Here is a 3,041-nt window from a genome sequence, read left to right as displayed (position 1 = left end):
GCCATAGCGCGATTTCAAGTTGCATATACAGCGCACACGACATCCATTAAGATTTTGTATTGAAATACAAAACCGTCGAATCCGTAATAGCACCTGCATCATCTTGTGCTGCAAGTCGCACCTCAACTCCGACCGCAAGATCAGAAAGGGCACCCAGCCCGCCTGAAAAACTGCCCGAGACCGGCACGATTTGGTGAATGCCGCGACCGACTGCGACTGGAATCAGGTTCCGGGACCCGAAGCTCCGGTTAGTGGGATCGAAGGCAATCCATCCGGCACCGGGGACAAATATCTCGACCCAAGCATGGGTAGATCCTGAAGCCGCCGACCCAACGAGGCTCATTTCGGGGTCGGACAGATAGCCGGACACGATGCGGGATCCGAGTCCAAGTGTGCGCGCGGCTTCGGCGAGCAGGACCGCGAAATCACGGCACGAGCCCCATCGCCGGTCGAGCGTCTCGATCGGTGACTGGGTGCCTTCAGTGTCACGGCTCTGGTAGGAAATCTGGGTGAACACACCGTTGCTGATGTCCTTCAGTAGAGAAAGTGTGTCGGTCGGACGCGCCATGACAAAGTCCTCGACCCATCGGGAAAGCCGCCCGTCTGGGTCGCAGTATTGCGGTATTGTCAATGCACCCAGATCCGTCCATTCATCTGCGGCGTAGACAAAGGGGTACTGGGCGGCCGAGGCAGCGATGGCAAAGACCGGCCAAGCCGGCGCGGTGAGTTCCACGGAAGCGCGGCTCTCGATCACCAGATGATCTGTCTGGCCGTCAAAGACGGCGGTGGCGATGGCGTTGCCGGCCACGTCATGCGCCCAGGTTACCGTCGCCGTCGGAGTGATGGCGAGTGTATGCGAGAGAAGTCGCAATTCCCGTGTTTCTCGGGGACGCAGCATCAACCTGTGCGGCCCGAGAGAGACGGCGTGACGGTATCGGTAGGACGTGGTGTGAACGATGTCGAGGCAGGCCAAAATGATGTTCCAGTTAGGTTCGAGGACGACGGCGCGCGCACCTTTGGGGATCAGCGGCGGCGAGATGCGCCCGGGCTGATTGGCGTGGCGTTCCGCCAGGCATTCAATCCCTTGCAGCGCCGGCAGATCCGTTCTCCGAAACGTTCGCTCCAGAACGAGGTTTCGCATCGCAGGCATCGGCGTTCTTGCGGAACGTCACCCAAGGCCCTCGCGGTCCCGATTTCCGGCGCAACAACTTCGGCAATGGCCTTGTCCGCCATCACGTTTGTCCCGCTGCCAGCCGGGTGCGCAAGTCCGGCGGCGAGTCCGGTCGTGAAGGCATGCCTTCGTTTTCGGCGGTCCGGATGGTCTCTTCCTCCCGCGCTCCTTGGGCGGTCGCCTTCGAAGACGGCGCAACCAGATTCGGATCAGACGTCTCAGACCCGGAATAGAGATGTCGCAGGTGCGCCTCGGAGACCCCGTCGGCCTTCATCACGAGCTGTACCATCGGATCAGCCAGCATTTCTTCAAGGAAGAAGTCGGACAACTCCCTGCCCGTCAGCTTGTCCCTGGCGCGTGCTTGGTCGAGGTCGGCAAGGGAAACGGTCAGAGTCCGCACAAGTCCCGGATGAGATATCCGGGGATGAAGCTTCACCAGGACGGAGGCTTTCCAGGCTTCGGGGTCCTGTTGATCAGGGGGTGAAGCCACCTCCGCTTCGATCTCGTACTCTCCCGCCGGGAGCGTCTCGTCAAAGCCTGGAACGGTGAAGGGCCGGGAAAACACCGCAACGGTCTTGCTCGTCAGATCTTCCATTGAAGCGTTCCTTTCCCTTGTTGCTGTAGGTGGTCCGCGCCCCTCATAGGAATGAGGCGCGTAACCTGTGTTCGTCTCAAGATGTCTTGGACTTCGTGGGTGCTTCCTTGCCAGCGGCCATGGGCTCGGTCTCCTTGGCAGGGGGGGGGCCGGTCTCCGCAGGCTTCGGCTTCATTGCGGCAGCAGCCCTGGCTGTCAGGTCCTTGAAGGACATATCATCGATCCTTTGATTGGCCGGTGCCAACTCCTCGTCCATGTCGGACTGGGATGCTTGGCGCCAGAACTAACTATATGGGTATTGGCGAGCCCGTTTAGGATGGCGCATCGAAAAGGAAGCCAAGGTCAGTCAGGCCAATTCATCCGTCCAGACCTTGAATTCCGTCAAAGTGTTCTGACCGAATGTCTGGGTCAAAGGGACATCAGCGGCGTCGCGGCCCCGCGCGATCAGAATTCTCGCAAACCGCGGCTTGTTGTTCCTCGGGTCGAACATGTGCCATTCACCAGCAAGGAACACCTCTATCCACGCGGCGAAGTCCCCAGGCGGATGAGGAAGAGGCTCACCGATGTCGCTCAGATATCCGGAGCAGTAGCGGGCCGGGATGTTCATGCATCGACACAGAGCGATGGCGAGATGTGCAAAGTCGCGGCAGACACCCTGTCGCTCGGCGAGGGTCTGCGATGCGGTGCGCGTCGCCTTCGCCTTCGCCTGCATATAGTCGAAGCGGACATGTCCGTGCACGAAATCGCAGATCGCCTGGACGCGGGGCCATCCCGGGTCCGTGGTCTCGAAAAGACGCCACGCTTCCTCCGACAGAAGGTCGGTATCGCAATACCGGCTCCCCTGTAGAAACACGAGGGTCTCGAAAGGCAGATCCTGGACTGCGTGCTGCTGCGCGTCAGGGGACGCGGGATCGGGTCGGCCAAAGTCGCGGAAGATGCCATCCGTTGACAGCGCGAAGTCGCCCGCCGGAGCCAGGAGGCGAGTACACCAGTTGCCGAAGCCGTCGCGGTAGCTTTCGAGCGGCACGCTTGGCGACGTCACGAGGTAATCGGCACGCTCCAGATCGCCGAAGCGCGAGTAGTGGACGTTCAGCATCGCAATCAGCGGCGTCGGTTGCGGGAAGCTGTATCGCAGCCGGCACCCGATGCTGACCCGCATGCCGGACGCGCCACGACGAGAAACATCCGCATCACCGTCCAAGGATGCACATCCCGCCCGAGAGCCGGAAGCCTCGATTGCAGCTCCACCGGTTCCCGGATCGGTCGAGATAGGCG

General features: G+C 60.9%; 3 protein-coding genes. All 3 read right to left on the bottom strand.

Annotated elements, in window-relative coordinates:
* Window positions 1-46: 46 nt before the first annotated feature.
* Window positions 47-1,141: a transglutaminase family protein gene (locus RXV88_RS23385; protein WP_316296132.1), complete on the bottom strand. Its 1,095-nt coding sequence runs from the start codon at window positions 1,139-1,141 to the stop codon at window positions 47-49.
* 91 nt (window positions 1,142-1,232) lie between these two features.
* On the bottom strand, window positions 1,233-1,766 hold the full coding sequence (locus RXV88_RS23380) for a hypothetical protein (protein WP_316296131.1): 534 nt from the start codon (window positions 1,764-1,766) through the stop codon (window positions 1,233-1,235).
* Between the two features lie 346 nt (window positions 1,767-2,112).
* Window positions 2,113-2,925 (bottom strand): transglutaminase-like domain-containing protein, encoded by an 813-nt coding sequence (locus RXV88_RS23375; protein WP_410468859.1) that lies wholly within the window; start codon window positions 2,923-2,925, stop codon window positions 2,113-2,115.
* Window positions 2,926-3,041: the final 116 nt, after the last annotated feature.

The sequence above is a fragment of the Aestuariicoccus sp. MJ-SS9 genome (assembly GCF_032586235.1).
Lineage (GTDB): Bacteria > Pseudomonadota > Alphaproteobacteria > Rhodobacterales > Rhodobacteraceae > Aestuariicoccus.
The sequence above is the reverse complement of the archived record's forward strand: the minus strand, read 5'-3'. Positions and strand labels throughout refer to the sequence as shown.